This window comes from Sphingomonas sp. P4_G2 (genome assembly GCF_056401155.1).
The window spans coordinates 461,053-486,673 of record NZ_JBFUJY010000004.1 but is presented as its reverse complement, the minus strand read 5'-3'; the positions used below and the strand labels follow the sequence as shown (position 1 = coordinate 486,673).

Annotated in this window: 23 protein-coding genes and 1 tRNA gene; 12 read left to right on the top strand and 12 right to left on the bottom strand. The window is 64.8% G+C overall.

Annotated elements, in window-relative coordinates; genetic code table 11:
• The first annotated feature begins 78 nt into the window (after window positions 1–78).
• The 4 genes from AC1DRD_RS14475 (at window position 79) to AC1DRD_RS14460 (ending at window position 3,120) form a co-directional block, all read left to right on the top strand.
• Window positions 79–831, top strand: coding sequence for a SufD family Fe-S cluster assembly protein (locus tag AC1DRD_RS14475; RefSeq protein ID WP_478041889.1), 753 nt, complete (start codon window positions 79–81; stop codon window positions 829–831).
• A 188-nt stretch (window positions 832–1,019) separates the two neighbouring features.
• Window positions 1,020–2,177: a cysteine desulfurase gene (locus AC1DRD_RS14470; protein WP_478041899.1), complete on the top strand. Its 1,158-nt coding sequence runs from the start codon at window positions 1,020–1,022 to the stop codon at window positions 2,175–2,177.
• A gap of 10 nt (window positions 2,178–2,187) precedes the next feature.
• Window positions 2,188–2,652 carry an SUF system Fe-S cluster assembly protein gene (locus AC1DRD_RS14465; RefSeq protein ID WP_478041888.1) on the top strand — a complete coding sequence of 155 codons (465 nt, stop codon included), beginning with the start codon at window positions 2,188–2,190 and terminating at the stop codon, window positions 2,650–2,652.
• A 114-nt stretch (window positions 2,653–2,766) separates the two neighbouring features.
• Window positions 2,767–3,120 carry a HesB/IscA family protein gene (locus AC1DRD_RS14460; protein WP_478041887.1) on the top strand — a complete coding sequence of 118 codons (354 nt, stop codon included), beginning with the start codon at window positions 2,767–2,769 and terminating at the stop codon, window positions 3,118–3,120.
• Window positions 3,121–3,360: 240 nt separating this feature from the next.
• On the opposite strand, the gene AC1DRD_RS14455 is transcribed toward AC1DRD_RS14460, so the two are convergent.
• Together AC1DRD_RS14455 and AC1DRD_RS14450 are read right to left on the bottom strand one after the other, a co-directional pair.
• The gene (locus tag AC1DRD_RS14455; protein ID WP_478041886.1) at window positions 3,361–3,813 is read right to left on the bottom strand and encodes a MaoC family dehydratase; all 453 of its coding nucleotides are present in this window, start codon (window positions 3,811–3,813) and stop codon (window positions 3,361–3,363) included.
• Complete coding sequence (locus tag AC1DRD_RS14450; RefSeq protein ID WP_478041885.1) at window positions 3,813–4,271, bottom strand: N-acetyltransferase family protein; 459 nt, start codon at window positions 4,269–4,271, stop codon at window positions 3,813–3,815. Before AC1DRD_RS14450 ends, AC1DRD_RS14455 begins: the two co-directional genes overlap by 1 nt.
• Before the next feature lie 155 nt (window positions 4,272–4,426).
• Here AC1DRD_RS14450 and AC1DRD_RS14445 point away from each other — a divergent pair, with 155 nt between their 5' ends.
• Both AC1DRD_RS14445 and AC1DRD_RS14440 read left to right on the top strand, forming a co-directional pair.
• The gene (locus AC1DRD_RS14445) at window positions 4,427–5,233 is read left to right on the top strand and encodes a phytanoyl-CoA dioxygenase family protein (protein ID WP_478041884.1); all 807 of its coding nucleotides are present in this window, start codon (window positions 4,427–4,429) and stop codon (window positions 5,231–5,233) included.
• On the top strand, window positions 5,230–6,786 hold the full coding sequence (locus AC1DRD_RS14440; RefSeq protein ID WP_478041883.1) for an alpha-amylase family glycosyl hydrolase: 1,557 nt from the start codon (window positions 5,230–5,232) through the stop codon (window positions 6,784–6,786). Before AC1DRD_RS14445 ends, AC1DRD_RS14440 begins: the two co-directional genes overlap by 4 nt.
• A 22-nt stretch (window positions 6,787–6,808) precedes the next feature.
• Here the strand turns inward: AC1DRD_RS14440 and AC1DRD_RS14435 are convergent, their stop codons facing one another.
• From AC1DRD_RS14435 to AC1DRD_RS14415, 5 genes are all read right to left on the bottom strand, one after another.
• A complete protein-coding gene (locus AC1DRD_RS14435; RefSeq protein ID WP_478041882.1) occupies window positions 6,809–10,381 on the bottom strand; it encodes an error-prone DNA polymerase in 3,573 nt (1,190 codons plus the stop codon).
• Window positions 10,382–10,618: 237 nt separating this feature from the next.
• Window positions 10,619–12,145 (bottom strand): Y-family DNA polymerase, encoded by a 1,527-nt coding sequence (locus tag AC1DRD_RS14430; protein WP_478032695.1) that lies wholly within the window; start codon window positions 12,143–12,145, stop codon window positions 10,619–10,621.
• On the bottom strand, window positions 12,099–12,824 hold the full coding sequence (locus AC1DRD_RS14425) for an ImuA family protein (protein WP_478041881.1): 726 nt from the start codon (window positions 12,822–12,824) through the stop codon (window positions 12,099–12,101). The genes AC1DRD_RS14430 and AC1DRD_RS14425 overlap by 47 nt, the downstream gene beginning before the upstream one ends.
• 147 nt (window positions 12,825–12,971) lie before the next feature.
• Entirely contained in the window at window positions 12,972–13,310 is a 339-nt protein-coding gene (locus AC1DRD_RS14420; RefSeq protein WP_478032687.1) for a hypothetical protein, read from the bottom strand.
• 230 nt (window positions 13,311–13,540) lie between these two features.
• A complete protein-coding gene (locus tag AC1DRD_RS14415; protein ID WP_478041880.1) occupies window positions 13,541–15,640 on the bottom strand; it encodes a malate synthase G in 2,100 nt (699 codons plus the stop codon).
• 132 nt (window positions 15,641–15,772) lie between these two features.
• Here AC1DRD_RS14415 and AC1DRD_RS14410 point away from each other — a divergent pair, with 132 nt between their 5' ends.
• From AC1DRD_RS14410 to AC1DRD_RS14395, 4 genes are all read left to right on the top strand, one after another.
• Complete coding sequence (locus tag AC1DRD_RS14410; protein WP_478041879.1) at window positions 15,773–16,948, top strand: acetyl-CoA C-acetyltransferase; 1,176 nt, start codon at window positions 15,773–15,775, stop codon at window positions 16,946–16,948.
• Window positions 16,949–17,037: 89 nt separating this feature from the next.
• Complete coding sequence (locus AC1DRD_RS14405; RefSeq protein ID WP_478041878.1) at window positions 17,038–17,820, top strand: SDR family NAD(P)-dependent oxidoreductase; 783 nt, start codon at window positions 17,038–17,040, stop codon at window positions 17,818–17,820.
• A gap of 102 nt (window positions 17,821–17,922) precedes the next feature.
• The gene (locus AC1DRD_RS14400) at window positions 17,923–18,978 is read left to right on the top strand and encodes a CaiB/BaiF CoA transferase family protein (RefSeq protein ID WP_478041877.1); all 1,056 of its coding nucleotides are present in this window, start codon (window positions 17,923–17,925) and stop codon (window positions 18,976–18,978) included.
• Window positions 18,979–19,000: 22 nt separating this feature from the next.
• Window positions 19,001–20,161 carry an alpha-hydroxy-acid oxidizing protein gene (locus AC1DRD_RS14395; RefSeq protein WP_478041876.1) on the top strand — a complete coding sequence of 387 codons (1,161 nt, stop codon included), beginning with the start codon at window positions 19,001–19,003 and terminating at the stop codon, window positions 20,159–20,161.
• 10 nt (window positions 20,162–20,171) lie between these two features.
• On the opposite strand, the gene AC1DRD_RS14390 is transcribed toward AC1DRD_RS14395, so the two are convergent.
• From AC1DRD_RS14390 to AC1DRD_RS14370, 5 genes are all read right to left on the bottom strand, one after another.
• A complete protein-coding gene (locus AC1DRD_RS14390) occupies window positions 20,172–21,251 on the bottom strand; it encodes a PLP-dependent cysteine synthase family protein (protein WP_478029516.1) in 1,080 nt (359 codons plus the stop codon).
• 50 nt (window positions 21,252–21,301) lie between these two features.
• Window positions 21,302–21,520 carry a hypothetical protein gene (locus AC1DRD_RS14385; RefSeq protein ID WP_478041875.1) on the bottom strand — a complete coding sequence of 73 codons (219 nt, stop codon included), beginning with the start codon at window positions 21,518–21,520 and terminating at the stop codon, window positions 21,302–21,304.
• 23 nt (window positions 21,521–21,543) lie between these two features.
• Entirely contained in the window at window positions 21,544–23,424 is a 1,881-nt protein-coding gene (locus tag AC1DRD_RS14380; RefSeq protein ID WP_478041874.1) for a M1 family metallopeptidase, read from the bottom strand.
• Window positions 23,425–23,503: 79 nt separating this feature from the next.
• Entirely contained in the window at window positions 23,504–23,740 is a 237-nt protein-coding gene (locus tag AC1DRD_RS14375; protein WP_478041873.1) for a hypothetical protein, read from the bottom strand.
• A 23-nt stretch (window positions 23,741–23,763) separates the two neighbouring features.
• Window positions 23,764–23,840, bottom strand: a tRNA-Arg gene (locus tag AC1DRD_RS14370).
• An 88-nt stretch (window positions 23,841–23,928) separates the two neighbouring features.
• Between AC1DRD_RS14370 and AC1DRD_RS14365 the strand changes: the two genes are divergently transcribed.
• Both AC1DRD_RS14365 and AC1DRD_RS14360 read left to right on the top strand, forming a co-directional pair.
• Window positions 23,929–24,672 carry a queuosine precursor transporter gene (locus AC1DRD_RS14365; protein ID WP_478041872.1) on the top strand — a complete coding sequence of 248 codons (744 nt, stop codon included), beginning with the start codon at window positions 23,929–23,931 and terminating at the stop codon, window positions 24,670–24,672.
• Between the two features lie 140 nt (window positions 24,673–24,812).
• Window positions 24,813–25,577 (top strand): hypothetical protein, encoded by a 765-nt coding sequence (locus AC1DRD_RS14360; RefSeq protein WP_478041871.1) that lies wholly within the window; start codon window positions 24,813–24,815, stop codon window positions 25,575–25,577.
• The last annotated feature ends 44 nt before the right edge of the window (window positions 25,578–25,621 follow it).

Here is a 25,621-nt window from a genome sequence, read left to right as displayed (position 1 = left end):
CCGCTACGCGGTCGCTCCCCTCATCCTCCCATTGCTGACGCAATGGGCCCCTCCTTCTCCCACAAGGGGAGAAGGGTTTTGACCCTGCTCGCGCTCCCCACCCGCCGCGATGAGGCGTGGCGCTATAGCGACCTCGACGCACTTGCTGAGGCGTGGCCGCTCAATCCGCCCGAGACGATCCGCGTCGCTGCGGGCGAGGAGATTGCGCGTGTCGTGGTGCAGGACTCGCCGCCCGGATCGGTGGCGATCAAGGAGATCGCGATCGTGCTCGAAAAGGGCGCGCGGGCGACCTTCCACGTGCTCAATATCGGCGGCAAACTGGGCCGCGTATCGATCGACGTGACCTTGCACGACGGCGCACATTTCGAGCTCGGTGCGGCGATGCTCGGCGGTGGTGAGCAGACGCTGGAGATCGTCACCACGCTCAACCATATCGAGCCCAACGCGACCTCGAACCAGGTCGTGCGCTCGGTACTCGGCGGCAAGGCGACCGGCAGCTATCTCGGCAAGGTCGCGGTCGCGCGCGATGCGCAGAAGACCGACGCCAGCCAGTCGGTGAAGGCGATGCTGCTCGCGCGCACCGCGACCGCCAACGCCAAGCCCGAGCTGGAGATTTTCGCCGACGACGTGAAGTGCGCTCACGGCGCGACCGTGGGCGAGCTGGACGGACAAGCGCTGTTCTATCTCGAAAGCCGCGGGATCGCGCCGGCTGATGCGAAGAAGCTGTTGTTGAGGGCATTCGTCGGCAGCGTGTTCGACGATATCGCAGATGAAGGCGAACGGACGCGGGTCGAAGCGGCGGCGCAGGCTGCGCTGGAGCGGATGCTATGAACGAGACGGCAAAAATCCTCCCCGGGACGGGGWGGGGGACCATCGGCGGAGCCGATGGTGGAGGGGGCCCGCAATCTAGCGATTCGTTTGCGGCGGGCCCCCTCCACCACGACGCTTCGCGTCGCGGTCCCCCTCCCCGTGCCGGGGAGGATTTTGCCCCTCTCGACGTCGTCGACGATTTCCCGGCGATCCCGGCGGGCTGGCATTATCTCGACAGCGCCGTCTCCGCCCAGAAACCGCGCATGGTGATCGACGCGATCGAGCGCGGCTACGCCCAAGACTATGCCGCCGTTCATCGCGGCGTGTACCAGCGCTCGGCCGACATGACGCTCGCCTATGAAGCGGCGCGCAAGCGGGTCGCGGAGTTCGTCAACGGCAAGTCCGAGGAAATCGTCTTCGTCCGCGGCGCGACCGAGGCGATCAATCTCGTTGCGCATAGCTGGGCGGGCGAGCAGCTCAAAGCGGGCGACCGCATCCTGCTGTCCACGCTCGAACATCACTCCAACATCGTGCCGTGGCAGCTGGTCGCCGAGAAGATCGGGGCCGAGATCGACGTCGTGCCGCTGACTGACGACGGCCGCATCGATCTCGACGCGATGGCGGCGATGATCACGCCGGCGCACAAATTGGTTGCGCTCGCGCACGTGTCCAACGTGCTGGGCTCGGTGCTCGACGCCAAGCGCGCGACCGAGATCGCGCATTCGGTCGGGGCGAAGATCCTGCTCGACGGCTGCCAGGCGGTGCCGCGCATGCCGGTCGACGTCGCCGAGATCGGCTGCGACTTCTACGTCTTCTCTGGCCACAAGCTCTACGGCCCGACCGGGATCGGCGTGTTGTGGGGTCGCTACGATCTGCTCAACGCGATGCCGCCGTATCAGGGCGGTGGGTCGATGATCGATCGGGTGACCTTCGCCAAGACGACCTACGCCCCGGCGCCGGGCCGGTTCGAGGCGGGGACGCCGCATATCGTCGGCGTGATCGGGCTGCATGCGGCGATCGATTATGTCGAGAGCATTGGCCTGGAGCGCATCCACGCCCACGAAACAGCGCTGGTCGCGGCGGCACGAGAGCGGTTGTCGCGGATCAATTCGGTGCGGCTGTTCGGGCCGGAAGACTCCGCCGGTATCGTCAGTTTCGCGGTCGAGGGGGTGCATCCGCACGACGTCGCCACCATCTTGGACGAGAGCAAGGTGGCGATCCGTGCCGGGCATCATTGCGCGCAGCCGTTGATGGAGGCGCTGGGCGTGCCGGCGACGGCGCGGGCGAGCTTCGGCGTCTATTCGTCGATGGGCGATGTCGAGGCGCTGGGTGAAGCAGTCGAACGTGTGACGCGGATTTTTGGGTAGGAATCTTCGGATGAACGAAGAACGGAAGATCGAAGTGGACGAAGTGACATCGGTGGAAGCGCCGCCCAAGGCGCGCGTCGAGGCGCCGGCCGAGACGTTCGAGCGCAAGCGCGACTATCTCGCCGGGTTCCTGTCGCAAAAGCCCGAGCCGCTGTCGGGCGGCGAGCCGGGTGGCGCGCTGTATGAGGCGGTGGTCGACGCGCTCAAGGAGATTTACGACCCCGAGATTCCGGTCAACATCTACGACCTCGGACTGATCTATAATGTCGAAGTGACCGACGAGGGTCATGCCGCGGTCACGATGACCTTGACCACGCCGCATTGCCCGGTCGCGGAATCGATGCCGGCCGAGGTCGAGTTGCGGGTCGGCAGCGTGCCGGGAGTCGCCGTCGCCGACGTCAATCTGGTCTGGGACCCGCCCTGGGATCCGCAGAAGATGTCCGACGATGCGAAATTGGAACTGGGAATGCTGTAATTATTCCCCTCCCGCTCGCGGGAGGGGCTAGGGGAGGGCATGTCGGTCGAGCGAACATGACAAGCCCTCCCCCGACCCCTCCCGCAGGCGGGAGGGGAGAGAAGGAGTGAAGACGTGGCAACGACCCTGAGGCAGCGCCCGGCTGCCGTGATATTGACCGAACGCGCCGAGGCGCGGGTGGCCGAGCTGATGTCGAAGGCGCCGGAGGGCGCGATCGGCGTCAAGCTGTCGACGCCGAAGCGTGGCTGTTCGGGGCTGGCCTATTCGGTCGATTACGTCACCGCCGCCAACCCGATGGACGAGCGGATCGAGACCCCCGGTGGCACCTTCTTCGTCGACGGCGCGTCGGTGCTCTATCTGATCGGCTCGACGATGGACTGGGTCGAGGACGATTTCGCCGCCGGCTTCGTGTTTGAAAACCCCAATGCCAAGGGCGCTTGCGGGTGCGGGGAGAGCTTTACGGTCTGAACGCGGCCACAATTAGAGCGAGGATCGATACGACTAGCGCCGCTCTGCCTGCCCAATCTTCTCGGCGCTTCTTCTCCATTTGCGCGAGAAGGCCTCTGACACTTCGGTCGCCTTCTGAACGTATCAGTTCCAGAATGTCATGGGTGGAAAGCCTGCGAATATTCTCGATTGTGACTCCTGGCATCTGTTCCAGCTTGATTGAGCCTCGCCGTTCGAACAGTCGCCCCCACAACTCCTCCACTAGCTTGTGACCTTCAGCAACAACGCCGTCCGCAAACACTCGCACACCACCTCGTTGCGCTGGTTGAGCATGCGGTGTTTCCACGTCACCAGCCCGGCATTGGGCCGCGACTTGCTCTCGCGCAACTCGGTCACTTCGCTGGTCGCGCGCAGCGTGTCGCCGATGAACACCGGCTTTGGCATCACCAATTTGTCGTAGCCCAGGTTCGCGACCAAAGTGCCCATCGTCGTCTCGGCAACGGTAATCCCGACCATCAGGCTGAACGTGAAAGTGCCGTTGACCAGGATGCGGCCGAACTCGCTCGCCTTGGCCGCCTCGGCGTCGAGGTGGAGCGGTTGCGGGTTGTGGGTCATGGTCGACCACAGCAGGTTATCGGTCTCGGTCACCGTGCGGCGGAGCGGATGCTCGATCGTCTCGCCGATCCGCCATTCATCGAAATATTTGCCCGGCATCAGTCGCCTTTCGTCAGCATAAGCTTGAACCCGCTATGGCTCTTTTTCCAGCCGAGCCGTTCGTAGAAACGATGCGCGGCGACGCGGTCGTTGTTCGACGTCAATTGCGCCATGAAGCAGCCGCGCTCGCGGAAGCGCTCGACCGCCCAGGTGATCATCGTCGCGCCGAGGCCCAGCGAGCGCTTGTCTTTAGCGATCCTCACCGCCTCGATCTGGCCGCGCCAGGCGCCGCGATTGATCAGGCCGGGAAGCCAGCTCAATTGCATCGTGCCGACAATGGCGCCGTCCAATTCGGCGACGATCAGGCGCTGGTTGGGATCGCGATCGATCGCCTCGAACGCGGCGAGATAGGCGGGATCGAGCGGCTCGGACGGGTCGTCGGCGCGGCCGCCGATCTGCTCCTCGGCAAGCATCGCGACGATCGTCGGCAGATCGGCGGGAGTTGCATCGCGAAACATCATGGCGCTCAGGCGTTACGCCATTCCAATCGACCGAGGCAGGGTGAAAATGCTGTCCGGGCGTCATGCTGCGCAGCATAGGCAAATGGTGGACGTCCTTCCGTTCGCTCGGCTAGAAAAGGATCGTTGTTCGATCCCAGGGACTTGATGAGCGTATGAGCGTGGATATCGACAGCCCCTATCCGGTCAGCGGCGACCAGGTCGCGCGGTTCGCCCGCGATGGCTTCATCCGGCTGAAGAACGTGTTCGATGCCGAGACGCTCGATCATTATGGGCGTGCGATCACCGGGCAGACCATTGCGCTCAACACCCAGACGCTGCCGCTCGAAGAACGCTCGACCTATGACAGAGCGTTCCTCCAGGTGATGAACCTGTGGGAGCAAGGCGGGCTGCCGCGCGAATTCGTGTTCGGTAGGCGGCTGGCGGGAATTGCTGCGGCATTGCTGCAGGTCGAGGGCGTCCGGCTCTATCACGACCAGTCGCTCTACAAGGAACCGGGCGGCGGCATCACGCCGGCGCATGCCGATCAATATTATTGGCCGGTGGCGAGTGATCGCACGATCACCGCTTGGGTACCGCTTCAGGCCGTGCCGCAGGACATGGGACCGCTCGCCTTCTTCTCGGGCAGCCAGCATGTCGAGTTCGGGCGCGACCTCGGCATTTCGGACGAGAGCGAGGCGAAGATCACCGCCGACATGGAGCATCACGGCTTCCCGATCGTCGACGGGCCGTTCGAGCTGGGCGAGGTCAGCTTTCATCTCGGCTGGACCTTTCACCGTGCCGGGCCGAACCGGTCACACAATCCGCGCTCGGTGATGACGGTGATCTACATGGACCGCGACATGGTGCTGAAGGCGCCCGAGAACATGCAGCAACAGGACGACTGGGATCGCTGGTGCCCGGGCGCAGCTGTGGGGCAGGTGATCGACACCCCGCTCAATCCCGTTCTGTTCGAGGCGTGATCCGCGCGATCGGCCTGGCGTTCGCGGCGCTACTGCTCGCGGCGCCGGCCAAGGCGGCACCGCCGGAAAAGACAACCTCGGCGGCGATGCGCGATGAGGTGATCTACCACATCTTCTTCCGCAGCTTTCGCGATTCGAACGGCGACCGGATCGGTGACCTCAAGGGCCTGACCGCAAGCCTCGGCGATCTCAAGGCGCTCGGCGTCACGTCGCTGCTGCTCACCCCGCTCCAGCCGTCGCCTTATTATCACAATTACTTCGCGACCGATTTCGAGGGCATCGACCCAGCTTATGGCACGATGGCCGACTATTTCGCCTTCATCCGCGCGGCGCATTCGCTCGGCCTGCGCGTCTATCTCGACGAGGAATTCCAGTACGTCGCGGAAGGACATCCGTGGCTGACCAGCTCGCGCGGTCGCCCGGGGGCGAAGTTCGGGCCTTACATCCTCTACGATCGGCCGAAGAGCAACGAAGAGCCCGAGCCGTTCCTCGGCGTGCCCGCCTGGCCAGGCTATGACGGGCGCTGGACCGGCATCTCGATGGTCAATCTGAAGTCGCCGACGGTGCGCGGCTATTTCACGCGGCTGCTGGTCCATTGGATCGATCCGCATGGCGACGGCTCGCTGCGCGATGGCGTCGACGGCTTCCGCATCGACCATATGATGGACGATCTCGACAACAAGCATCGCCTGACCAATTTGTTTGCCGATTTCTGGGAGCCGATCTTCACCGCGATCCGCGCGCGCAATCCGTCGGTGCGGATCATCGCCGAGCAGTCCGATTGGGGCGCGGGCGATGCCTGGCTGACCAAGGGCGGCACCGACATGGTGTTCGCCTTCCCGCTGCGCTTCGCGCTCGAGAAGATGGACAAGGTGGCGATCGTCAAGGCGCTGGGCGAGAGCGGGGAGGCGCCCGCGGGCAAGAGCCGCATCCTGTTTCTCGAGAATCATGACATGGACCGTTTCATGTCGGTGGTCGGCGGCGACCAGCGCAAGGCGCGGATCGGCGCGGCAATGACCTTGCTGATGCGCGGCACGCCGTCGATCTATTACGGCCAGGAACTGGGCATGCGCGGCCGGATCGATCCCAGGGTCAAGAGCGACGGCGCGCATATCGGCTTGCGCGAGGCCTATCGCTGGAGCGCCGACCTCGACGCGCCGGGGTCGGCGACCTGGTATCGCGGGAACGCTACCGCTTGGGGTAACCGCTTCAACCGCAGCAACGACGGTGTGTCGCTCGCCGAAGAGCGGGACAAGTCGGACTCGCTCTACACCTTCTACCGCACGCTGTTGGCATTGCGCGCGGCGCGGCCCGAACTGCGCCAGGGGGATCAGCGATTGCTGTGCGACGATGGTTCGGCCGCGGTGTGCGTGCTGCGCAGCATGGACGGTCGCAAGGTGCTTGTCCTGGCCAATAGCGGCGCGGCTGCGGTACGTCCGGCCTTGCCGGCGATGGGGCAGGGGTGGGTCGACTTGCTCGGCGGCAATCGTGCGGCCCATCCCGCGACGATCGAGCTGCCGCCCTACGGCTTGCGGGTGCTGGGCACGCGCTGACCGGGCAAGCCGCGGCTTCGCCTCAATGGAAATCGCGCGACTTGGGCAGGATGCGTACGTTGCGTGGATGGCGGCCATGCGCGTCGGCGGTATAGCGCGGGTCGGGGGACAGTTCGAAGTCCACGTGGGCGGTTGGCGGCGGCGCGACATGATCTTCGGACAATCGGGCGAGGTCGGCGGTACGATCGATCACGCGTGCGCCGATCAAATGGACGACGCTGCCCTCGCTTGGTGCGCTGCGCTGGACCTCGCCCTCGATCGTCATCAGCCGCGATCCCATCACTTGCAACCGCTGCGTTTCGAACACGCGCGCCCATAACAAAGCGTTGGTGATGCCGGTCTCGTCCTCCAGCGTGATGAAGATGGCATTGCCGGTGCCGGGGCGCTGGCGGACCAGTACCACGCCGGCGACGGTAGCGCGCGATCCGTTGCGTGCCTTGCTCACTTCCGCGCAGCTCAGCACCCCTTCCGAGCGGAACATCGGCCGCAGGAACTGCATCGGATGGCCCTTGAGCGACAGCCGGGTGAGTTCGTAATCGGCGACGACTTCCTCGCTCAAGGGCATCGCCGGCAGCGCGGCATCCATTTCCTGCCCGAGTTCCCGCGCGCCGGCGGCGGCGAACAGGGGCAGTTCATCCGACGGCGTGCGGCGTACTTCCCACAAGGCATCGCGTCGTCCCTGGCCGATCGATCCCCAGGCATCGGCGTCGGCGAGCAGGCGAAGCCCGCGCGAGGGAAGGTTGGCGCGACGGGCGAGTTCTTCGATCGAGGTGAAGGGTGCCGCGGCACGCGCTTCGACCAGCCGTTCGGCCCATTCCTCGCGGAAACCATCGACCTGACGGAAGCCCAATCGCAGCACGAGATCCGGTCCGTCGCGTTCGAGGCTATTGTCCCAGCCGCTCGCATTGATGTCGATCGGCCGCACGGCGACACCATGTTTTTCCTGCACGTCGCGGACGATCTGCGCCGGCGCGTAGAATCCCATCGGCTGCGAGTTGAGCAGCGCGCAGGCGAACACCGCGGGGTGGAAGCATTTGAGCCAGGCCGAGACATAGACCAATCGCGCGAACGCCAGCGCATGGCTTTCGGGAAAGCCATAGCTGCCGAACCCCTTGATCTGATCGTAGCAGCGCTGCGCGAAGTCGCGTTCGTACCCGCGCTTCACCATGCCTTCGACCATCTTTGCCTCGAAATGGTGGATCGTGCCGACATTGCGGAACGTCGCCATCGCGCGGCGCAGGCGATTGGCGTCCTCGGGCGAGAATTTGGCGGCGACGATCGCCAGCTTCATCGCCTGTTCCTGGAACAAGGGCACGCCCATCGTCTTGCCTAGCACCTCTTCCAACTCATCGGGACGGCCGAAGCGCGCCGCCGGGGCGGGGAAGTCGACCTTCTCCTTGCCCGACCGCCGGCGCAGATAGGGATGGACCATATTGCCCTGGATCGGCCCCGGTCGGACGATCGCGACCTGCACCACCAGATCGTAGAAGATGCGGGGCTTGAGACGCGGCAACATGCTCATCTGCGCGCGGCTTTCGACCTGGAACAGGCCCAGGCTATTGCCCTCGCACAGCATGTCATAGACTGCCGGCACCTCGCCCGGGATGGTATCGAGCGTGTGCCGCTCGCCGCCGGTCGCCTCGATCAGGTCGAACGCCTTCTTGATGCAGGTCAGCATGCCGAGCGCGAGCACGTCGACCTTCATCAATTGCAGCGCGTCGATATCGTCCTTGTCCCATTCGATGAAGGTGCGGTCCTCCATCGCTGCATTATGGATCGGCACCGTCTCGTCGAGCCGGTCCTGGGTCAGCACGAACCCGCCGACATGCTGCGACAAATGGCGCGGGAATTCGAGCAATTGGTCGACCAGCGACTTGAGGCGCGCGATGTCGGGATTGGCCAGGTCGAACCCGGACTGCGACACGCGCTCTTCCTCGAAATGGCTCGAATAGCTGCCCCAGACGGTGCTCGCGAGGCGCGAGGTCACGTCCTCGGTCATGCCCAGCGCCTTGCCGACTTCGCGCACCGTGCTGCGCGATCGATAATGGATCACCGTCGCGGCGATCGCGGCGCGATGACGACCATAGCGGCGATAGACGTACTGCATCACTTCTTCGCGCCGTTCGTGTTCGAAATCGACGTCGATATCGGGAGGCTCGTCGCGCTCGGCCGAGACGAAGCGCGAGAACAGCAGATCATGCTGCATCGGATCGACCGAGGTCACGCCGAGCAGGAAACACACCACCGAATTCGCCGCCGATCCCCGTCCCTGGCACAGGATTGGCGGATCGCAGCTTTTGGCGAAATTCACGATGTCGTGGACGGTCAGGAAATAGGGGGCATAACCGCGCTCGCGGATCAGCGTGAATTCCTCGTAGAGCAACGCATAGAGCTTGTCGGGGACGCGATAATCATAGCGTTCGAGCGCGGTCTGCCAGACGAGATGCTCGAGCCATTCCTGCGCGTCCCAACCCGCTGGCACGGGCTCGTGGGGATAATCGTAGCTCAATTGGTCGAGCGTGAAGCCGATGCGCGAGAGCAGGATGTCGGTTTCCGCTACCGCTTCGGGATAGTCGCGAAACAGCCGCGCCATTTCCTCCGGCGGCTTGAGATGGCGTTCGGCATTGGCTTCGAGCAGCTTGCCCGCGGCCTTCACATGCGTGCCTTTGCGGATGCAGATGACGACGTCGTGCAGCGGGCGTTGCTCGGGGGTGGCATAGAGCGCGTCGTTGGTCGCGAGCAACGGGACGCGTGCGGCGCGGGCTATGACGGCTAGCTTGGCGAGGCGGCGTTTGTCGCGGCCCGCGCGGGGCATCGAGGCGCCGAGCCAGAGCCGATCGCCGACGACGCGTTTGAGACGGGAAAGCGTACCCTCAAGCGACCCGTCACCCCGGCCTTGTGCCGGGGTCCACTCCACCACTTGGCCTGGGGTTTGCGGCTCTGTGGATGCCGGCACAAGGCCGGCATGACGAGGGAGGAAAGGGACGACATTGGTCGTTTCCACCTCATCCTCGCCTAGTCGCAGGAAACCACGATCCTGATCCTGGTCGATCCGCCTTTTTTCCGGCAGCGCCTCATTCTCCTCCTCGTCGAAGCTGCTCTCGGGCAGCACGATCAGCATCAGATCCTGATGATGCGCGATCAGGTCGCCGATCCCGATCAAACAGCCGCCCTTGGTCGCGCGGCGATTGCCGAGCGACAACAACCGGGTCAGCCGGCCCCAGCCATATCGCGTCGCGGGATAGGCGACGATGTCGGGCGTGCCGTCGGCAAAGACCAGCCGCGCTCCGACGATCAGGCGGAAATCGGGAGCGGGAGAGGGCAGATCGGGCAGGTCGGGAAAGTCTTCCCACGGCCGGTCGGCCTCATGCCGCGCCTTGGCTTTGGCCCAGGCGGGGTTCCATTGCTCGCGCGCTTGCCTCAGCGCAACATGCGCGCGGACCACGCCGGCGACCGTGTTGCGGTCGGCGATACCGATGGCGCGCATGCCCAGCGCAATCGCCTCGGCGACCATGTCGCTCGGGTGCGACGCGCCGCGCAGGAACGAGAAGTTGGTCGCGGCGACGAGCTCGGCGAAGTGGACAGGCTCAGCCATACCGGTCCGCCGGTCTGGAATTTTGCTCGCACGAAGACACGAAGGCGCGAAGAAGAAGGAATACGTTCGCGCAGAGGCGCAGAGGTCGCGGAGATAAAAATCGAGCCGCGGGAGCGGCTCCGTCGTCGCTAATGGCAAAGGGGAATGAAGGTCTCGCTGACGCGAGACTGGGGCAATGCTCTACGTCTCTGCACGAACAAAATTTCTTCGTGGCTTCGTGTCTTTGTGCGAGTCTCTTCATGCGAACAGCCCGTGAATGTACCAGCCGGGCTCGGCGACCTCGCCGTACAGGCCATGGCGGAAGATCCAGAAGCGGCGGCCGCGGCGGTCTTCGACGCGGTAATAATCGCGTGTCGGCGCCTGGCGGCTACCCCACCAGGGAGTCGCGATGCGCTCGGGTCCCTCGACCCGGGCGACGTCGTGCAGGACACGCCGCCAGCGGAATTGGCGCGGCGGGCCGTCGGGGACTTCGCTGGCTATCGAGTCGATCAATTGCGGTGGGTCGAACAAGTGGATTGGGCGCAACGGCGGCTCGCCGGTTTCGAGTTCGGGCCAGTCGCCCGGCGGAACCGGATCGGTGGCAGGCAGCATCAGTTCGGCCTGTTCGGGCAAATGGCGGTCGCGTGGCGCGAACCGGCGCACGCGTCCGCGCCCGACCCGGGTCGACAGCCGGTCGATCAATTGCGCCAGCTCGGCTTCGCCGACCGCACCCCCTTCGAGCCGCAACTGTGCCGCATCGAGCCGCTCCGCCACCGGCACGTCGAGCCGGATCAGATCGAAACCGAAGCCGGGATCGATCGGATCGGCCAGCGTCTCGATCCGTTCGCGGAACAGCCGCAATACCGCGGCCACGTCGCGGGTCGGCCGGCCTGTCTCGACCGCTATCCGCTGCACCAGCCCGTCGGTGCGGAAGAAGCGCGCCTCGAACCGGCGTCCGCCTTCATGCGTCTGATCGAGCCGGGCAGCCGCATCGGCGATCAATTCCCCCAATACGGTCAACGCGAATTCGGTGCGCGCGACGGGTTCGGCAAAGCGCCGCTCGACGACCAAAGGCTGAGCGACGATGCGCGGGGTCAACGGGCTATCCGCTTCGCCGATGATCCGTCGGACCTGGGTTGCGGCATCGCTGCCGAACCGCGCGGCGATCGCCGACAAGGGACGCGCCACGACGTCGCCGACGGTCTTGAGCCCGGCGCGTTTCAAAGCGGTCGTCGCTTCGTCTTCGAGCCCGAGTGCTACGACGGGCAAGCGTCGGACCGCTTCATCCTCATTGGCGCCGACGCTGCGCCATCGCGCCATCGCGCGGGCGGCGTCGGGATTGGCGGCAAAGGCGTGTTGCGCGGTGACGCCCAACCGGTCGAGTCTTGCCAGCGCATCGGTGGCGAGCGCCGTTTCGCTGCCGATGAGATGGGCGCAACCAGTCACATCGAGCACCAGCCCATCGGGCGCGTCGAGCATCACCCAGGGCGTATAGCGGGCGCAGCCATCGGCGAGCCGCTCGAGCCACAAATGATCGTCGTGCGGGACATGGTCGAACGCTTCGAGTTCGGGCAGCCGCGCGCGGGCATCCGCCAGGGTCATGCCGCGCTCGATCCCTAGCCGCGCGGCTTCCTGATCGATCGCATATACGCGCAGCGCGCCCTTGACCTTCTCGGTCAGCGCATAAGGCGCACCGGCACGACCCGCGAACAGATGCGGGCGCGTGATGCGGATGCGCTCAGCCGGCAGCCAGGGGAAGAACAGCGCCAGATAGCGCCTGCCCATCAAGGGGCTGGAAGGCACGTCGTTCACGATTCCACTCCACGCGCCAGCGACGTCCGGCGGGGCCGGCGCGACGGCGCAACAATTCGAGGTCGAAGGCGGGCGGCCCCGGCGCATCGGCGGCAAGCGCGATCGAGGGAGCAGGGGAGACCCGCCAGCGGGTATCGGCGACGCTGGGGCTTTCGCGCGCCTCGCCGCGAAGCAGCAGGACAGTCACGCCCGATGCCTCCGCCGCCAGCATCAGCCGGCGCGTCGCGGTCAAATCGAGCGGTTTGGACTCGCCCCAGCTCTCGACCACCAATGCGCCGAGCCCGGCACAGCGCGCGGCGTCGTTCGCGGCCTTGAGCAATGCCGCGTCGTTGCCGAGCAGTCCGAGGATGAGGTCACCGCCATGAAGGCCGATTTCACCCAGTCCGCTGGCGTAAAGCTTGCCCGCTCGCCGTTCCGCCGCCTCGGTCCTGAGCCATAATAAAGGTTTTCCGGCATCGATGCGCAGCGCCAGCATCGCGGCGAATCCCGACAGGCTGCCGGCATCCTCGCTGTCGTCCGCCATCACTTCGTGCAAGCGTCCGCGCGCGAGCCCGCCACCCAGCCAGGCATCGATCGCCGCATGCCCGGTGGCGAACCGCGCCGGGCCGCCCGATACACGCGCGCCTTCGATGCGTGCGACACGGCGGCGCAATCGACTCAGTGAAGCAGACGACTCGGGCATAAGGTGTTCATGATATGTTCTACTGACGAAATTGCAATTGAATCCGCCGAGCACGCACAAACGAAAGCGGCGGCGAACCCTGGTCCGCCGCCACCATTCCCCCTTCAATCGCTCGCGTCAGGTCGCGTTGACGGTCTGGCCCTTGCAGACATTGATGTTGTCGAACTGCTGCGTGACCTCGTCCGAGAACTGGATCTTGATGTCGTAGAGGCAGACATCGCCCGTTCCGAGCGTGAAGTTGGACGAGCTTTTCGGCTTGATCGCATATTTCATGTCGACCTCATGCCAGGGGTCCTTCGACTCCCCGGAGCGGGCCGTCCAGACCCGCTGCACCGACACGTCGGCATTGCCATTATAAACGGTGAAATTGCGGCCCGCGTCCGCAATCGCCGGCGCCGCCACGATGCCAGCAATGAGCACGGCAATCGCCGTGCCAGCCTTGATTGCCTGTATCATCCCCGTAACCCCCAAACGTAGGTTGAACGCACCGGATGAATCCGGTGCGACCCACCTAATATAATTGGGACTATCTTGCACGTATTAAGTTATTTCCAGACAAGATCGGTCGCGGATCAAGCACTTGTCGCATTCTTGTCTGAGAAAAGCGCATCAAGTTTTGCGTAATGTCTCACGCGCAACGGTATGTATTGCAGTGTCTCTTTTGTACAATTTATAATAGTTCGATCTCACGACGCTTTTTTCTGCAATCTAAAACGATGAAGAAGGGGCTCGGTATAGCCGTTGGGCTGAACAGTTCCCTCGAACACCAGCGCGCGCGCCGCCTGGAAAGCCGCGCCGGCAGGATTGGCGACCAACGAACGATAGGCGGGATCGCCTGAGTTCTGCGTGTCGACCTTGGCCGCCATGCGCCCGAACGCCGCCTCGACCTCTTCAGGCGTGCACACGCCGTGGAGCAGCCAATTGGCCAGCGCCTGGCTCGAGATGCGCAAGGTGGCGCGGTCTTCCATCAGCCCGATATCGTGGATGTCGGGCACCTTGGAACAGCCGACGCCCTGATCGATCCAGCGCACGACATAGCCCAATATGCCCTGGGCATTGTTGTCGAGTTCGGCGCGAACTTCGTCGGGCGTCCAGTTGCGGCCGAGCGCGAGCGGCACCGAGAGCAAGTCGTTCAGGCTCGCGATCGGCTCCGCCGCGCGTTCCTTCTGGCGCGCGAACACGTCGACCGGATGGTAATGCGTCGCATGCAAGGTCGCCGCGGTGGGGGAGGGTACCCAGGCAGTGGTCGCGCCGGTCATTGGATGGGCGATCTTCTGCTCGAGCATGTCGGCCATGCGGTCGGGCGCCGCCCACATCCCCTTGCCGATTTGCGCCTTGCCGCTGAGGCCGCAGGCGAGCCCGATCTGGACGTTGCGGTCCTCATAGGCCTTGATCCAGGCCGAGGTCTTCATCTCGCCCTTGGGCACCATCGGCCCGGCCTGCATGCTGGTGTGGATCTCGTCGCCGGTGCGATCGAGGAAGCCGGTGTTGATGAAGACGATGCGATCCTTCACCGCATGAATGCAGGCGGCGAGATTGGCCGAGGTACGGCGCTCTTCATCCATCACCCCGACTTTGATCGTGTGGCGAGGCAGGCCGAGCAGATCCTCGACCGCGTCGAACAGCCGGTTGGTGAAGGCGGCTTCGTCCGGCCCATGCATCTTGGGTTTGACGATATAGATCGACCCCGCCCGACTGTTGCGGAAGCGGCCCAGGCCTTTCACGTCATGCAGCCCGATCAGGCTGGTCATGATCGCGTCGAGAATACCTTCGGGTGCTTCGCCGCCGTCCGCCAGGATTACTGCCGGCGTGGTCATCAGATGGCCGACATTACGCACGAACAATAGACTGCGGCCGCGCAACACCAATTCGCTGCCGTCGGGTGCGACGTAGCGGCGGTCGTCATTGAGGCGGCGAGTCAGCGTCCGGCCACCTTTCTCGAACGTATCCTCCAGGTCGCCGCGCATCAGGCCGAGCCAGTTGGCATAGGCCGCTACCTTGTCCTCGGCATCGACCGCGGCGATCGAATCCTCGAGGTCGACGATCGTCGTGATCGCGCTTTCCAGGATGACGTCGGCGATTCCGGCGGGGTCGGTTTTGCCGATCGGATGCTCGCGGTCGATCACCACTTCGATGTGCAGACCGTTGTGGCGGAACAGATAATTATCGCCGGCGCGCCCGACGAGCAGCGCCGGGTCAGCTATGACCGGCTCGCCGGACAGATCAACCCAACTTCCGCTCGCCAGCGGCACCGCTTTGTCGAGGAACCCCTTCGCCCAGGCAATCACCTGGCTCCCGCGTTCGGGATCATAGCCGCCCGGCCTGGCCGCGCCCGGGATCGCGTCGGTACCGTAAAGCGCATCGTACAGGCTACCCCAACGCGCATTGGCGGCGTTGAGCACGAAGCGCGCGTTGAGCACCGGAACGACCAATTGCGGGCCGGCCATCGTCGCGACTTCGGCATCGACATTCTGCGTCGTCACCGCGAACGGCGCCGGCTCATCGACCAGATAGCCGATCGATTTGAGGAACGGCTGATAGTCGGCCTGGTCGATCGGTTCGCCGGCGCGCTCGGCCAGCCAGCCGTCGATCTCCGCCTGGATCAGGTCGCGCTTGGTCAGCAGCGCCGCATTGACCGGAGCGAGATCCGCGAACATCGCCGCGACGCCTCTCCAGAAAGCATCGGCATCGATCCCCGTGCCCGGCAATGCGCGCGCCTCCACGAACTCGACGAGTTCGCTCGCGATCTTCAGGCCGTTGCGATCGATCATGGTGCCTCCGGGCATGTGCTGCTCCATCAAAATGATGAGGGGAGGAACGGTGCCAATACACGTAAGGGACATACCGTCCACACGAAAATGCGCTTGCCGCATGCGTAAACCAGTGGCTAACTGAAACGGATAATGAGGAGTGTGAGGATGGCGGAGGCATATATCGTGTCGGCGGCGCGGACCGCGGGCGGGCGGCGCGGCGGCAAGCTCAAGGACTGGCACCCGGCCGACCTCGCGGGCAAGGTGCTCGATGCAGTGGTCGAGCGCGCCGGTATCGATGGCGCCGCGGTCGAGGACGTCATCCTGGGCTGCGTCATGCAAGTGGGCGAGCAATCGGCGCATATCGGCCGCAGCGCGGTGATGGCCTCGTCGCTTCCCGACAGCGTTCCCGCCGTCTCGATCGACCGCCAATGCGGTTCCTCACAACAGGCGATCCAGTTCGCCGCGCAAGCGGTGATGTCGGGTACGCAGGACATCGTCCTTGCCGCCGGGGTCGAGAGCATGACGCGCGTGCCGATGGGCCTCGCCAGCTCGGCGCCCGCGCAGCTCGGCATCGGGATTGGGCCGTGGTCTCAGAAGATCAAGGACCGCTACGGCGTTCAGGGGTTCAGCCAGTTCATCGGCGCCGCGATGATCGCGCAGAAATACGGCTTCAGCCGCGAGCAGCTCGACGCCTTCTCGCTCGAAAGCCACAGACGTGCCGCCGCCGCCACGCAAGCGGGCGCGTTCGACGCCGAGATCGTGCCGATCGAGATCGTCGATGAGGAGGGGAACACCGTCCTCCACGTCCATGACGAGGGCATCCGCTACGACGCGACGGCCGAATCGATGGCGAGCGTGAAATTGCTCCAGGAAGGCGGCGTGCTGACCGCGGCCTCGGCCAGCCAGATCTGCGACGGCGCCTCGGGCGTGCTGATCGTCAGCGAACGCGCACTCAAGGATCACGGCCTGACCCCCTTGGCCCGGATCCACAATTTGACCGTCACCGCCGGCGATCCGGTGATCATGCTCGAAGAACCGTTGCCCGCGACGCAGCGGGCGCTGGCCCGAGCTGGCATGAAGATCGAGGATATCGATCTGTACGAAGTCAACGAGGCGTTCGCGCCGGTGCCGCTCGCCTGGCTCCAGGTGCTGGGCGGCGACCATGCGCGGCTCAACGTCAATGGCGGCGCGATCGCGCTCGGCCATCCGTTGGGGGCGTCGGGCACCAAGCTGATGACGACGTTGCTCCATGCGCTGAAGGCGCGCGACAAGAAATGGGGGTTGCAGACGATGTGCGAGGGGGGCGGCATCGCCAATGTGACGATCATCGAGCGATTGTAGTCCCGCGTCGCCCCGGCGAAGGCCGGGGCCGCCGGCGGCACTTTACAACATAGCGGCCCCGGCCTTCGCCGGGGCGACGGGAGAGAAGAATGAAGCTCGATAATTCGGTAGCCGCGGTCGTCACCGGCGGCGCCTCGGGGCTTGGCGCGGCGACCGCGCGGGCGCTCGCCGCAAAAGGCGTCAAGGTCGCGATCTTCGACCTGCAGGCGGAGAAAGGCGAAGCGCTCGCCAGTGAGATCGGCGGCGTGTTCTGCGAGGTCAATGTGACCAGCGACGACAGCGTCGACGCCGGCTTCGCCAAGGCACGTGCCGCCCATGGCCAGGAGCGCGTTTTGGTCTGCTGCGCGGGCACCGGCAATGCGGTCAAGACCGCCAGCCGATCGAAGGAAGACGGATCGATCAAGCATTTCCCGCTGGAAGCGTTCAACTGGCTCATCCAGATCAACCTGATCGGCACTTTCCGCTGCGTCGCCAAGTCGGCCGCGGGCATGCTGACGCTCGAGCCCGGTGTGGATGGCGAGCGCGGGGCGATGGTGATGACCGCGTCGGTGGCTGCCGAGGACGGCCAGATCGGCCAGGCGGCTTATTCGGCATCGAAGGGCGGGGTCGTCGGCATGACCCTTCCGATCGCGCGCGACCTGATGAACGAGGGCATCCGCATCAACACGATCCTGCCGGGCATTTTCGAGACGCCGCTGATGCAGGGCGCGCCGCAGAATGTGAAGGACGCGCTCGCCGCATCGGTGCCGTTCCCCAAGCGGCTGGGCAATCCGCCCGAATATGCGCAGCTCGCGCTGACGATGATCGAGAATTCGTACTTCAACGGCGAGGATGTTCGCCTCGACGGCGCCATCCGCATGGCGCCGCGGTGAGGTGATAAGGAGGACAGCCGAGCCTCACGCTCAACCGTCACCCCGGCCTTGTGCCGGGGTCCAACGGGAGGCCGGGGTGACGTGTAAGAAGCAGGAGAACCCATGCCCGGTCCACTCGCTGGCATCCGCATCGTCGAACTCGCCGGGATCGGCCCCGGACCGTTCTGCGGCATGATGCTTGCTGACCACGGTGCGGAAGTGATCCGTATCGATCGGCCGGCGCCGGACGGCGACCCCCGCGGGCCGACCGCGCGCCATGGCGGTGATCCGCTGCTGCGGTCGCGGACAATCGAAACACTCGACCTCAAATCGCCTGACGACATCGCGACGCTCCGCGACTTGCTCAAGACCGCCGACGGGATGATCGAGGGATTCCGGCCCGGCGTGATCGAGCGGCTGGGGATCGGTCCCGATATCCTGCTCGCCGACAATCCCAAGCTGGTGATCGGCCGGATGACCGGCTGGGGCCAGGACGGACCCTATGCCGCGGCTGCCGGGCACGACATCAACTATATCGCCTTGTCAGGAGTTCTCGGCGCGCTCGGCCGCGCGGGGGAAAAGCCGACGCCGCCGATCAACCTGGTCGGTGATTTCGGCGGCGGAGCGATGATGCTCGCCTTCGGCATGGTCAGCGCGTTGCTGGCGGTGAAGAACGGCGCGCCCGGGCAAGTGATCGACTGCGCGATGACCGACGGGTCGGCGTTGCTCATGTCGATGATGTGGGGATTCCGCGCCCAGGGAATCTGGGGCGACACGCGCGGCACCAACCTGCTCGATACCGGAGCGCCGTTCTATGACACGTACGAGACCGCCGACGGCAAGTTCGTCGCGATCGGGTCGATCGAGGGGCAATTCTACGCGCTGCTCCGCGAGGCGCTCGGACTGGCCGGCGATCCGCTGTTCGATAGCCAATATGATCGCTCGCAATGGCCCGTGCAAAAGGCGCGGCTGGCCGAAATATTCCGGACGAAGACGCGTGACGAATGGTGCGCGTCGATGGAGGCGAGCGACATCTGCTTCGCACCGGTCCTCGCCTGGGACGAAGTGGCGGACCATCCCCACAACAAGGCGCGCGGAACGTTCGTCGAGGTCAACGGCGTGATGCAACCGGCGCCGGCGCCACGCTATTCGGCGACGCCATGCGATCCGCCGCGATAAGACGCTGAACGGGAGAAGGACGATGCCGCATTTCGGCGATTATCAGAACGAAATCTACGGCGCCGGCCTGCGCGGGGTGCTGCCGAAAGTGCCGGTCGATTATGCCACGCTCGTCCAGCGCGCGACCGCGGCGATGCCGCCGCACGTGCTCAATTATGTCCAGGGCGGCTGCGGCGACGAATGGACCCAGGACCAGAACGCCGCTGCGTTCCATCATTGGGGCATGGTGCCGCGGATGATGGTCGGCACGACCAGCCGCGATCTGTCGACCGAGATACTCGGCCACAATTATCACAGCCCGTTGTTTATGAGCCCGATCGGCGTGACCGGCATTTGCGGCCAGGACCAGCATGGCGATATCGCCGCCGCCAAAGCATCGGCGATGACCGGCGTGCCGATGACCGTCTCGACCTTGGGCAATGACACGCTGGAAGACGTGGCGACGCATCTCGGCGACACGCCGGGTTTCTTTCAACTCTACACGCCGCGCGACAGGGATCTGGCCGAGAGCCTGATCCGTCGGGCCGAAGCAGCGGGCTATCGCGCTTTGGTGGTGACGCTCGACACCTGGGTAACCGGTTGGCGCCCGCGCGACCTCAACGCCGGCAATTTCCCGCAACTGCGCGGCCATGTCCTAACCAACTATTTCGTCGATCCGGTCTTCCGCAAGCTGCTGGGCAAGGACCCCGCTCACGCGCTGCCTGAAGCCGTCATGCTATGGGGCTCGCTGTTCGCGCGGCCGCTCACCTGGGACGACATGGCCTGGTTCAAGTCGGTCACCAAGATGCCGATCGTGCTCAAGGGCATCTGCCATCCCGAGGATGCGCGCAAAGCCGTGGACATGGGCGCCGATGCGATCTTCTGTTCGAACCACGGCGGACGCCAGGCCAATGGCGGGATCGCCGCGATCGACATGTTGCCGGGTGTGGTCGGGGCAGCGGGGGAAGTGCCGGTGTGGTTCGATTCCGGCATCCGCTCGGGCAGTGACGTGATCAAGGCGCTGGCGATGGGGGCGCGCGCGGTCGGGGTAGGACGGCCGTTCATCTACGGCTTGGCGCTCGACGGCGCCGAAGGCGCGGCGCACGTCCTCAAATGCATCCTGGCCGAGGCCGATCTGATGATGGCGGTCAACGGCATGCCGACGCTCGACCATGTCCGCGCGGCTGGGGCGACGCGGCTGTAGACACTGCGGTTCAGCCGCCGTTCCAGCCCAGCCGGTCCGCGAGATCGCGCGCCTCGGGTTTCCAGTCGATCCCGCACTGGTCGAGCCACGCATCGTCGAAATAGGTCGACGCATAGCGATTGCCGTCGTCGCACAATATGGTGACGATCGATCCCTCGACACCCGCGGCCGCCATCTCCTCGGCCAAGGTCGCGCAGGCCCATAAATTGGTGCCCGTCGACCCGCCGCAGCGCCGTCCAAGCCGCTCGCTGAGCAACCGCGCCGCGGCGATGCTGCGCGCGTCGGACACGATCTCCATCCGATCGATCACCTCCGGCACGAACGACGGCTCGACATGCGCGCGGCCGATCCCCTCGATCCGGCTGGCGCAGCGATCGAGCTTGGCAACATTGCGGTCGGCCCAATGGCGGTGGAACACCGATCCTTCGGGATCGGCGACGCAGATCCGGGTCGCGAGCCGGCGGTAGCGGCCATAGCGGCCGATCGTCGCCGAGGTGCCGCCGGTGCCTGCGCCGCACACGATCCAGTGCGGGATCGGATGCTGTTCGAGTGCCATTTGGGCGAAGATCGATTCGGCGATATTGTTGTTGCCGCGCCAGTCGGTGGCGCGTTCGGCGAAGGTGAACTGATCCATGAACACGCCGCCCAGCTCGTTCGCGAGCCGCGCGGCCTCGCCGGCAGCCTCGACCGCCTGCTCGACGAAATGCGGCCGGCCGCCATAGAATTCGATCTCGGCGATCTTCTCCGCCGAGGTGGCGCGCGGCACCACTGCGATGAAATCGAGCCCGAGCATGCGGGCGAAATAGGCCTCCGACACCGCGGTCGATCCGCTCGACGCCTCGACGATCGTGGTGTCGGGGCCGACCCGGCCGTTGCACAAAGCATAAAGGAACAATGAGCGCGCCAGGCGATGCTTCAGGCTCCCCGTCGGATGACTCGATTCATCCTTCAGATAGAGCTGGACGCCCGGAAACCGCGGCAGCGGGATCGGGATGAGATGCGTGTCGGCCGAGCGATTATAGTCGGCCTCGATCAGCCGGACCGCTTCGTCGGCCCAGGCGCGGTCATGGGGAGCGTGATTGGACGTCATGCCCGCGCGATCGACGCATGGCGCGCCCGCGTCAACCGTTGGCGAGACGATCATACCCGCCTCACCACTTCGCTCGTGGCAATCACTTCCCAAACGCCGTCGCCCAGCGGCCGCACCGGTTCGCCGCTGGCGAGCGCCCATCGCCGCGCGCCCGGATAGCTGCGCTCGCCGCTATCGGTCTGGCGGCGTTCGACATGCTGATACTCGATCACGACCAGCGGCGACCCGTCGTCACCGACGCTGCGCGTACGGGAAATCTCTCGTTCCATCATCGGGATTCGTCGGAGAAGGGCTACGCTTTCGGGCCGAGCATCTTGTCGATCGCGGCGGCAATTGTCGGATGATATCCCTGGCGCGCGGTCGCATAGACTTTGCGCGCGATCGGCAACCCCCAGTCGCCCTGTGCCTTGAGCGCGGCATAGACCGGCAGGATCAGCAGGCCGCGCCCGACGCTGGGCAGATATTGTGCGATCGACGGGACCGCGGGCTCGTAGCGATTGCCGATCGCGAGCACGAGCCAGGCGGAGCGGATATAGGCATTGCTCGACGTCGAGAGTCCCAGCGAGCGATCGAGCTCGGCCAGTCGCTCCGCCGATTGCCGGCGCGGCAGGCCGTTCAAGAACCGCAGCCATTCCTGGGTCGACCAACGCGACGCATCGATCGAATGGATCGGCGCACCGGCCGCGACCGAGGCCAAGGTCTGGTCGATCCTGGCCAACGTCGCCGAGCGGACATGGACCGCATTGTCCGGCAGGCCGGTTCCGTACGCCCACTGGTCGAGCTGCAGCTTCGCCTCGAGCGCCTGATCGCCCTTGATCAGATTGGTGCGCAGGTCGGCGAGAAAGCCGGCGGTCGTCTGCGGCTGGAAGGCGTGGCGATCGAAATAGGACCGCAGATAGGCGTCCCAGTGCGCTCGGCCGACAGTATATTCGATCGTGCGCAGAAAGGTCGAACCCTTGGTGTAATCGAGCTCGCCGTACACGCCTTCGGGATCGCCATGCAGTCGCGTCGCCTTGGCGTCGGGCGCCGCCTTCAGGTCGCGCTGAAGGTCGTCCCATGACAAATCCGCCAAGGTCGCCGCGCGCTCCTTGCCGTATAGCGCTTCATCGATCCGGTTCTCGAAATAGGTCGTGAACCCCTCGTTGAGCCACGAATCCGACCAGGTCGCGTTGGTGACGAGATTGCCTGACCAGCTATGCGCCAGTTCGTGCGCGATGACGTCGACGTTCGACTTGTCGCCGGTGATGATCGTCGGCGTCGCGAAGGTGAGGGTGGGGTTCTCCATCCCGCCGAACGGGAAGGACGGCGGCAGCACCAGCACGTCGTAGCGGCCCCAGCGATATTTGCCGTAGAGGCTCTCGGCGGTGGTCACCATCTTGCCGGTGTCGGACAATTCGGCCGCGGCCTTCGCCAGCACACTTGGCTCGCTATAGATTCCGGAGCGCGCATCGATCGCCTGGAAGCGGAGGTCACCGACCGCCAGCGCGATCAGATAGGGCGGGACATTGTGGTCCATGCGGAAGCGATAGCTGCGCCAGCCGCGCGCGGCGGGAATGCCGGCTGGGGTCAGCCGCTCGGCGCTCATCGTCGCGACCAGGTCGGACGGGACGGTGATCTTGGCCGACCAGCTCTGGCGGATGCCGGGGCTGTCCTGGGTCGGGATCCAGCTGCGATTGTTGATGCTTTCGCCCTGGCTGAAGAGATAGGGCTTCTTTTTTCCCGCAGTCAGCGCCGGCGCCAGCCAGCCGAGCGCGCGTGCCTTGGGATCGGACCGATAGGTGATGACGATCCGCCGCGCGGTACCGATCTCGATCGTCAGCGGCGCGCCCTTGTAATCGTCGCTCGCGCCGACTGCCCATTTGAGCGGACGCCCGCGCGCGTCGGTGATCCGCGAGATGACCAGGTCCTTGTCGTCGAGGACGATCTCCCGCGCGTCGGGCCGGGCAAGGATGTCCAGCGTCGCGGTGCCGCGCATGATGTGCGTTTTGAAGTCGGCGGTCAGGTCGAGATCGACATGGGTGACGCGGGCGATCTCGGGCCGCGCATAGCTGAGCACGTCCTTCGCGTCTGGGCTGGTCAGGATCGGCGACGGCGCGTCGGGGGCGGCAGTCGCGGCGGGCGCGATCGCCGCCGAGGCGATCAACAAAGCGGAGGTGACGAAAGGGAGGCGCATCGCGGACTTTCCGGCATGGTGGATTATCCTGCGCTCTCCACCAATCAGCCTGCGGTTACAAGGCGAGCGGCGTCACCCTTCAGCCCATGATGAGCAGCAGCCGTTCGCACGCCGATTGGGGGAGCCGGGCGGACAAGGCGCGCGCACGGGAAAGGTGGCGTGCTCGGCGAGCCGGGTCGTCTTGCGTCGACGCTATATCGCGCTCATGCGCGATATAGCACCGCAAGCGGCGTTCGGGATCGAACAGAAAAGGCGCGTCGCCGCGATCGAGATCGGTCATGTCGAACACAACGCGCCGATCGCCGATCGGATGCATGTCGAGCGCCAGCGGTCGAGGAATGGCGCGCCCGGCAGGACTCGAACCTGCAACTCCAAGCTTAGAAGGCTCGTGCTCTATCCAGTTGAACTACGGGCGCCCGATTTCCGCCTAGGGCGTTTGCGCGCGAGCGGCAACGCCCTCGACGCGGATTGCGGGCGAACGCAAGCTTGATCATAACGGTCGCCATGACCGAGGGGGAATCGACCGCGCTGCGCGCCGTGACGGCCAACACTGTCCACCATTTCCGCTATTACGACTTCGTCATGGCGGCGTTCGTCGCGATCCTGTTGCTGTCCAACGTACTGGGCGCGGGCAAGGTCGCGCAGGTCTGGCTGCCGGGGGTCGGCTATTGGCCGTTCGGCGCCGGGATCCTGTTCTTCCCGATCTCCTATGTGATCGGCGACGTCCTGACCGAGGTCTATGGCTATGCGCGGGCTCGCCGCGTCATCTGGGCCGGCTTCGGCGCGGTGCTGTTCATGGCGTTCATGAGCTGGGTCGTGGTGGCGCTGCCGCCCGCGCCCGACTGGAAGAACCAGGCGGCGTACGAGACGATCTTCGGCCAGGTACCGCGCATCGTGCTGGCCAGCTGCGCCGCGTTCTGGGCGGGCGAGTTCGTCAATTCGTTCGTGCTCGCCAAGATGAAGATCATGACGCGCGGCAAGCATCTGTGGACGCGCACGATCGGCTCGACCATCGCGGGGGAGGGGATCGACAGCCTGATCTTCTACCCGCTCGCGTTCCTTGGGGCGGTGGGCTGGACGACCAACCTCGTCATCACCGTGTTGTTCACGCAATGGTTCCTGAAAGTGGCGTGGGAAGTGCTGCTGACGCCGGTCACCTATATCGTCGTCGGCGCGCTCAAACGTGCCGAGGGGGTCGATGTGTTCGACGAAGGCACCGACTTCTCGCCGTTCAAGGCGAAGGTTTAGGCGGCGGACGATCGATGGCGGATATGTTGGCGGACGTCGGACGCCTACGGATTGGTATATTCAAATTCGGCTAGAAGGCAGCGTACGCTCAGTAAACGAACCCCGTCCTCGCGATTTACCCGTCAAAACGGAGCCGTGTGGTGACGATAACCGAAGCCTACATCGACGAGAGCTACGACGACCGAGGACCGCCGATATTGTGCTTAGCGGGGTATGTCTTTCGCAAAATGCGAGCACGCCAATTCGCGAAAGAATGGAGCACCTACCTCAAGGCTAAGGGGCTGCCCTATTTCCACATGAGTGAATGCGCTCACAGAAGAGGTGTTTTCAAAGGACGAGCGGACACTATCGAGGTCGCGGCGAAGCTGATTGAGCTTACTCGTGAACTTTCCGCCTATGGCTTCGCCGTCACCATCAATGAGGAGGACTATAACCGTATCCTTCGTCCTTTGGGCATGCCTAGCGCTTACGGATTCGCGCTTCAATCATGCATCGGAATGGTTCGGGATTGGAAGGAGTCAAACCACGCGCAAGGACCAACGTCATTCTTTTTCGAGGAGGGGCATAAGCATTCAGGCGATGCACATAACTTTCTCACATGGATCTTTGGGACGCGCGAAGAGAGGAATAGATATGGCTACGCCGAGCATGCCTTCGTTCCCAAAGCGACGCCCGGGCTACATCCAGCGGATTTTTTGGCGTGGAATGAGGGACTGGAAGTAAGACGTCAGATTGATCCGAAGCGTAGGCCCCCGCGTGCGGACCTTTTGGCCATGGTGCGTCTGACCGATACCGTCCGCCATTATGTACAAGAAGATTTAGAGCAGCTTCGAAATGGTATAGAAAATATCAGCCGGTTGGAGTGGCCGGGCCACGGCGGTCGTCCCGCCCGCTATTTCGAGTAGCATATTCAAGATCGACAGTTTTACGTTTTGGTAGATGGCAATCT

What these genes read in the sequence shown, in the direction of transcription:
- AC1DRD_RS14380 (WP_478041874.1), bottom strand. Translation starts at nt 23,424, where the DNA reads ATGCGCCTCCCTTTCGTCACCTCCGCTTTGTTGATCGCCTCGGCGGCG.
- AC1DRD_RS14415 (WP_478041880.1), bottom strand. Translation starts at nt 15,640, where the DNA reads ATGCCCGGAGGCACCATGATCGATCGCAACGGCCTGAAGATCGCGAGC.
- AC1DRD_RS14400 (WP_478041877.1), top strand. Translation starts at nt 17,923, where the DNA reads ATGCCCGGTCCACTCGCTGGCATCCGCATCGTCGAACTCGCCGGGATC.
- AC1DRD_RS14385 (WP_478041875.1), bottom strand. Translation starts at nt 21,520, where the DNA reads ATGGAACGAGAGATTTCCCGTACGCGCAGCGTCGGTGACGACGGGTCG.
- AC1DRD_RS14435 (WP_478041882.1), bottom strand. Translation starts at nt 10,381, where the DNA reads ATGGCTGAGCCTGTCCACTTCGCCGAGCTCGTCGCCGCGACCAACTTC.
- AC1DRD_RS14420 (WP_478032687.1), bottom strand. Translation starts at nt 13,310, where the DNA reads ATGATACAGGCAATCAAGGCTGGCACGGCGATTGCCGTGCTCATTGCT.
- AC1DRD_RS14430 (WP_478032695.1), bottom strand. Translation starts at nt 12,145, where the DNA reads ATGGGCAGGCGCTATCTGGCGCTGTTCTTCCCCTGGCTGCCGGCTGAG.
- AC1DRD_RS14450 (WP_478041885.1), bottom strand. Translation starts at nt 4,271, where the DNA reads ATGTTTCGCGATGCAACTCCCGCCGATCTGCCGACGATCGTCGCGATG.
- AC1DRD_RS14390 (WP_478029516.1), bottom strand. Translation starts at nt 21,251, where the DNA reads ATGACGTCCAATCACGCTCCCCATGACCGCGCCTGGGCCGACGAAGCG.
- AC1DRD_RS14455 (WP_478041886.1), bottom strand. Translation starts at nt 3,813, where the DNA reads ATGCCGGGCAAATATTTCGATGAATGGCGGATCGGCGAGACGATCGAG.
- AC1DRD_RS14405 (WP_478041878.1), top strand. Translation starts at nt 17,038, where the DNA reads ATGAAGCTCGATAATTCGGTAGCCGCGGTCGTCACCGGCGGCGCCTCG.
- AC1DRD_RS14465 (WP_478041888.1), top strand. Translation starts at nt 2,188, where the DNA reads ATGAACGAAGAACGGAAGATCGAAGTGGACGAAGTGACATCGGTGGAA.
- AC1DRD_RS14375 (WP_478041873.1), bottom strand. Translation starts at nt 23,740, where the DNA reads ATGCATCCGATCGGCGATCGGCGCGTTGTGTTCGACATGACCGATCTC.
- AC1DRD_RS14410 (WP_478041879.1), top strand. Translation starts at nt 15,773, where the DNA reads ATGGCGGAGGCATATATCGTGTCGGCGGCGCGGACCGCGGGCGGGCGG.
- AC1DRD_RS14365 (WP_478041872.1), top strand. Translation starts at nt 23,929, where the DNA reads ATGACCGAGGGGGAATCGACCGCGCTGCGCGCCGTGACGGCCAACACT.
- AC1DRD_RS14445 (WP_478041884.1), top strand. Translation starts at nt 4,427, where the DNA reads ATGAGCGTGGATATCGACAGCCCCTATCCGGTCAGCGGCGACCAGGTC.
- AC1DRD_RS14395 (WP_478041876.1), top strand. Translation starts at nt 19,001, where the DNA reads ATGCCGCATTTCGGCGATTATCAGAACGAAATCTACGGCGCCGGCCTG.